This is a genomic window from Cypionkella sp., assembly GCF_036782355.1.
In the GTDB taxonomy this organism is placed as follows: domain Bacteria; phylum Pseudomonadota; class Alphaproteobacteria; order Rhodobacterales; family Rhodobacteraceae; genus Cypionkella.
On sequence record NZ_DAIPZF010000061.1, the window covers coordinates 1 to 5,118 of the forward strand.

At 60.4% G+C, this 5,118-nt stretch carries 6 protein-coding genes; all 6 read left to right on the plus strand.

The features are described from left to right. A partial coding sequence (locus V7Q10_RS15170) for a TIGR01459 family HAD-type hydrolase (protein WP_333869979.1) occupies positions 1 to 863 on the plus strand: 863 nt, incomplete at its 5' end. Beyond that, positions 854 to 1,786 carry a sugar phosphate isomerase/epimerase family protein gene (locus tag V7Q10_RS15175; protein ID WP_333869980.1) on the plus strand — a complete coding sequence of 311 codons (933 nt, stop codon included), beginning with the start codon at positions 854 to 856 and terminating at the stop codon, positions 1,784 to 1,786. The genes V7Q10_RS15170 and V7Q10_RS15175, both read left to right, overlap by 10 nt. Positions 1,787 to 1,797: 11 nt before the next feature. Further along, positions 1,798 to 2,796, plus strand: coding sequence for a dihydroxyacetone kinase subunit DhaK (locus V7Q10_RS15180; protein WP_333869981.1), 999 nt, complete (start codon positions 1,798 to 1,800; stop codon positions 2,794 to 2,796). Positions 2,797 to 2,798: 2 nt separating this feature from the next. Next, on the plus strand, positions 2,799 to 3,422 hold the full coding sequence (gene dhaL / locus V7Q10_RS15185) for a dihydroxyacetone kinase subunit DhaL (RefSeq protein ID WP_333869982.1): 624 nt from the start codon (positions 2,799 to 2,801) through the stop codon (positions 3,420 to 3,422). After that, positions 3,419 to 4,186, plus strand: coding sequence for a triose-phosphate isomerase (locus V7Q10_RS15190; protein WP_333869983.1), 768 nt, complete (start codon positions 3,419 to 3,421; stop codon positions 4,184 to 4,186). The genes dhaL and V7Q10_RS15190 overlap by 4 nt, the downstream gene beginning before the upstream one ends. A gap of 43 nt (positions 4,187 to 4,229) precedes the next feature. Then, positions 4,230 to 4,685: a D-erythrulose-4-phosphate isomerase gene (gene derI, locus V7Q10_RS15195; RefSeq protein WP_333869984.1), complete on the plus strand. Its 456-nt coding sequence runs from the start codon at positions 4,230 to 4,232 to the stop codon at positions 4,683 to 4,685. Positions 4,686 to 5,118 lie beyond the last annotated feature (433 nt).

Genomic DNA, 5,118 nt, shown 5'->3' on the forward strand with positions numbered 1-5,118 from the left:
CGAGGTGCGCAATGATTGCCACCGATCTTGCCAGTATCGCCGCAGATTTCGACGCTTTTTTGATCGATCAGTTTGGCGTGCTTTTGGATGGCAAGGCCGCTTTTGCGCCTGCGCCGGCCAGCTTGCAGCGTTTGGCCAAGCTGGGCAAGCCGATCCTTTTGCTATCAAACTCTGGCAAGCGCGCCGAGCCCAATGCCAAGCGCTTGGTTTCGCTTGGCTTTGCGCGTGACAGCTTTGACATGGTGCTGTCCTCGGGCGAGGCGGCCTATCATCTTTTGGCGCGGCGCATTGGCAGCGATTTGCCGCACCCTACCAAGATCTGGCTGCATGCGCGCGACGAGGATGACAGTGGTATCAGGGGCTTGGATGCGCAGCGCGTGATGCAGCCCGAGGCGGCCGATCTTTTGTTGCTGGCAGGTAGCCAAGCCGACAGCCTCTCTATGGCGTCTTACCAGCGGCTTTTGGCCGCCGCCGCTGCGGCGCGCGTGCCGATGCTGTGCAGCAATCCTGACATGACGATGCTGACGCCGCGCGGCCTGCGCCCGGGTGCAGGCGCCATTGCCACGGCCTATGCCAAGATGGGCGGGCCAGTCGAATGGATCGGTAAGCCCTATCCCTTGATCTATGCCGAAGCCGCGGCGCGCTTGCCCGGTTGTGCGCCGGCGCGGGTGCTTTGTATCGGCGACAGCCCTGCGCATGACATTCTGGGCGGCCAGCGCGCAGGACATGCGACAGCACTGGTGCGTAGCGGCCTGCATGCCGACCTTACCGATGCCGCCTTGGCCGCGCTTTGCGCACAAACCGCCCGCCCCGATTTTGTAATCCCCGCCTTTGATCTTTCACAGGATGCAGCATGGCTCTGACGCTTTCCCTGAACACCAACCCTTTGGTGAACCGCTTTGCCGATGTCACAGAATTGGTCGAGTTGACCGCCCGTGATCTGCGTATTCGGGATCTGCAACTGACGCATGAATTCATCAACCCTGCTTGGCCCGCAGCCACGGTACACCGCCTGACAAAAACGATGCGTGCGGCGATGGCACGGCGCGGGGTGCGGGTGACCTCGGGGATGACGGGCCCCTATGGCCGGCTTAATCATTTTGGCCACCCCGATGCCGAGGTGCGCCGCTATTATCTGGAGTGGTTCAAGACCTTTGCCAGCATCATTGCCGATCTGGGTGGCACATCGCTTGGCACTCAGTTTGCGATTTTCACCTATGCCGATTTCGATGACCCGAAACGGCGCGAGGATTTGATCAAAATCGCGCTCGCGCATTGGGCTGATCTGGCAGAACATGCCAAAGCCGTTGGTTTGCAGTTTCTGTTTTGGGAGCCGATGTCGGTTGGCCGCGAGTTTGGCGAGACCATTGCCTCGGCCACAGCGCTACAAGCCCGCATCACTGCGGCAAAGCTGGCGATTCCGATGTGGATGATGGCCGATATTGATCATGGCGATGTCACCAGCCCTGATCCCGCCGATTATGACCCCTATGCTTGGGCCCGCGCGGTTCCGCCTCTGTCTCCGATTATCCATATCAAGCAATCGCTGATGGATAAGGGGGGCCATCGCCCCTTTACTGCCGAATTCAACGCCAAGGGCCGCATTCAGCCGCAAGAGCTGTTGGCAGCCTTTGCCGAAGGTGGGGCGCGCGACAATGAGATCTGTCTGGAACTCAGCTTTAAAGAGCGCGAGCCGAATGATCGGCAGGTGATCGCCCAAATCGCGGAATCAATCGCCTTTTGGTCGCCCCATATCGACAGTGGCGCTTCAGATCTGCATCTGTGAAAGGAAAAAACATGAGCCTGACGCAAAAACTGATCAATGACGGCAAGGATGCGGTCGAGGAGATGCTGGACGGTGTCATGGCCGCGCATGCCAGCCATTTGCTGCGGCCGGTGCCGCGTGCGATTGTGGCGCGCCACGGCCCACGTGCGGGCAAAGTGGCCGTAGTGATTGGCGGCGGCTCGGGCCATGAGCCAAGCTTTTTGGGCTTTGTTGGCAAGGGCTTGGCCGATGCGGCGGCCATTGGTAATGTCTTTGCCTCGCCGCCACCGCAACCGATTATTGACGCAAGCCTTGCGGTGCAGGGCGGGGCGGGGGTGTTGTTCCTTTACGGCAATTATGCTGGCGATGTGATGAATTTCACCATGGCCGCCGAGATGCTGGAGTTGGACGGCATCGAGGTGCGTACGGTTGTGACCACTGATGACGCGGTCTCGGCACCGGCGCGCGACAAGCGGCGCGGGGTGGCGGGAAATGTGTTTATCTTCAAGGTGGCCGGGGCGGCGGCTGATCTTGGCCATCCGCTGGACGAGGTCGCGCGTCTGGCCTGTCACGCCAATGCGCGCACCTTTACCATGGGGGTCGCGCTTTCGGCCTGTTCGCTTCCGCAAACGCGGCGGCTGAACTTTGAGCTGCCGCTGGGCGAGATGGAGATAGGTATGGGCATACATGGCGAGCCTGGCTTGCGCCGTGAGGCTTTGCGTTCGGCCAATGCAGTGGTGGATGAAATCCTCGACACGCTTTTGGCACAGATGCAGCCGGTCACGGGCGACCGGATTGCGGTCTTGGTCAATGGGCTGGGGGCGACGCCGCTGATGGAGCTTTATATCTTGAACGCGCGGGTTGCAGCGCGTCTGGCCAAGGCGGGTCTGGTAATTCATCATACTTTGGTAGGCAATTACTGTACCTCGCTTGAGATGACAGGGGCCTCGATCACGCTGATGCATCTGGACGAAACCCTGCAACCGCTGCTGGATCATCCCTGCGATTGCGCCATGTTTCGGCAGGGCTAGAGATGTATCACACTACGGATTTGACCGATCTTTTTGCCCGCCTTGCCGCTGTGATGGCGCAAGAGCGCGATGCGCTTTGTCGCTTGGATGGCGAGATTGGCGATGGCGATCATGGCATTGCGATGGAGCAGGGCATGGCTGCGGCGCATCAGGCCGTCGCAGCCCTGAGCGATCCCAGCTTTCAAGACCAATTCAACGCGGCGGCTAAGGGCTTTTTGAATGCGGTTGGCGCCTCGTCTGGTCCGCTTTATGCCACGGGCTTTATGCATGCTGCCAAAGCGATTGGGCCGCGTCGGCAGATGCCGCTGGCCGAGGTGGGCCAGATCATCGCTGCAATGGCACAGGGCATCGCCCATCGCGGCAAGGCCGAGGTCGGTCAGAAAACCATGCTGGATGTCTGGGCCCCAGCGGCGGCTTTGGCGCAGGCCGCACCCGCAAAGATGCGCACCGCCGCCCAAGCCGGGGCCGCTGCAACCGCTGATATGGTCGCCACACTTGGCCGTGCCGCCCGTTTGGGGCCGCGCAGCCTGGGCCACCGTGATCCAGGTGCGGTTTCGGCTGCGCTGATTATCACGGAACTTTGCGACCAGATCGAGGCCCTTTCTCAGCAGGAGACCCGCGCATGACCCAAGCCCGCTTTTGGATCGGCACAAGCTGGAAGATGAACAAGACCCTACCCGAGGCTTTGGCCTTTGCCGCAGGGCTGGCCAAGGCCGAGGCCAGCTGTGATCCGCGGCTGCAACGCTTTGTGATCCCGCCCTTTACCTCGGCGCGGCAGGTCAAGGCGGCGCTGGCGCAGACCTCGGTCAAGGTGGGCGCGCAAAACATGCATTGGGAGGATGCCGGCGCTTGGACCGGCGAGATCTCGCCGCCAATGCTGGTCGATTGCGGTTTGGATATGGTGGAGCTGGGCCATTCCGAACGCCGCCGCCATTTTGGCGAAACCAATAAAACCGTTGGGTTAAAGGTCGAGGCGGCGGTGCGCCACGGGCTTGTGCCGCTGATTTGTATCGGCGAGACGCTGGCTGACCGCGACGCGGGCCGCGCGCGTGAGGTCTTGGCGCAAGAGGTGGTTGCCGCGCTGGGCCTTCTGAGCGATGCACAAAAACAAGCGCCGATCCTGCTGGCCTACGAGCCGATTTGGGCTATCGGTGCGCAGGGCATTCCCGCCAGCCCCGACTATGCCAATGCCCGCCAAGGCGAGCTGATTGAGCTTGCCGACGACATGTTGGGGCGGCGCATTCCTTGCCTCTACGGCGGCTCTGTCAACCCGCAGAACTGCGCCGAGCTGATCAGCTGTCCGCATATAGACGGTTTGTTTATTGGAAGGTCGGCTTGGTCGATTGACGGCTATCTCGACATCCTATCCCGCGTTTCTGCTACCCTCTAACCCAGTCTCTAACCCATTTCGCTGCAACGAAAAAGGAAAGACCATGAAAATCGCTATCGCGGGCGACAGTGCAGGCGAGGGCCTTGCGGTCACCCTGACCGCCCATCTTCAATCGCATCACGACGTCGCCGATCTGTCGCGCATCGCAGCCTTGCCCGATGCCTTTTATGCTGATCTGGCCGATCGTGTTGCCTCGGCTGTTATGGCGGGGCAGTATGACCGCGCTATCCTTGTCTGTGGCACTGGCATTGGCGTCTGCATCTCGGCCAATAAGGTGCCGGGCATTCGCGCGGCGCTGTGCCATGATACCTATTCGGCGCAGCGGGCGGCCTTGTCGAACAACGCGCAAATCATCACGATGGGCGCAAGAGTGATTGGCCCCGAACTGGCCAAGTCAATTGCCGAAGCCTTTTTGGCCGAGCAGTTTGACGCCCAAGGCCGGAGCGCCAGCAATGTGCATGCGATTGATGCTTTGGATGTGAAGTATCACGCCCCCTAGACACTTGCTGCGCATAACAGTGCGGAAAGCTCGGGTCAAAGCGCGTGATGGCGGCGGATATATTCCTGCTATTGACCCGGGTTCAGCCGCATCTTGAAAGCATATTTTTGCATCACTGCCTTATTTCCTAAACGTTCAAAGCCGTGGCAAGGCGATAGCGCCCATCAGCGATGATCGCTTTGAGGTTTGGCGAGGTGCCCCTCACCTTTTTCACCTAGTCCATCCAGAGGTTCTGCTTGGTCGAGGTGGCGGTGGCCGAAAGCTCGGTCATATCGCCGCCATCAGGTAGATAACCGGCAGCCAGCTTGATGACCGTAGCGCAGGCGAAAAGGGGGCAGATGCATCATGTGGCCGTCTTTGGCCACGCCTGAATCCGATGAAATAGCCGTGATGCCGCGTCCATGTTTTTTCATCGCAGACACCAAAGCGCCAC

Bases quoted from the DNA above. Each gene is read 5' to 3' on its own strand.
- V7Q10_RS15175 (WP_333869980.1), top strand. From the start codon at position 854: ATGGCTCTGACGCTTTCCCTGAACACCAACCCTTTGGTGAACCGCTTT.
- V7Q10_RS15180 (WP_333869981.1), top strand. From the start codon at position 1,798: ATGAGCCTGACGCAAAAACTGATCAATGACGGCAAGGATGCGGTCGAG.
- dhaL (WP_333869982.1), top strand. From the start codon at position 2,799: ATGTATCACACTACGGATTTGACCGATCTTTTTGCCCGCCTTGCCGCT.
- V7Q10_RS15190 (WP_333869983.1), top strand. From the start codon at position 3,419: ATGACCCAAGCCCGCTTTTGGATCGGCACAAGCTGGAAGATGAACAAG.
- derI (WP_333869984.1), top strand. From the start codon at position 4,230: ATGAAAATCGCTATCGCGGGCGACAGTGCAGGCGAGGGCCTTGCGGTC.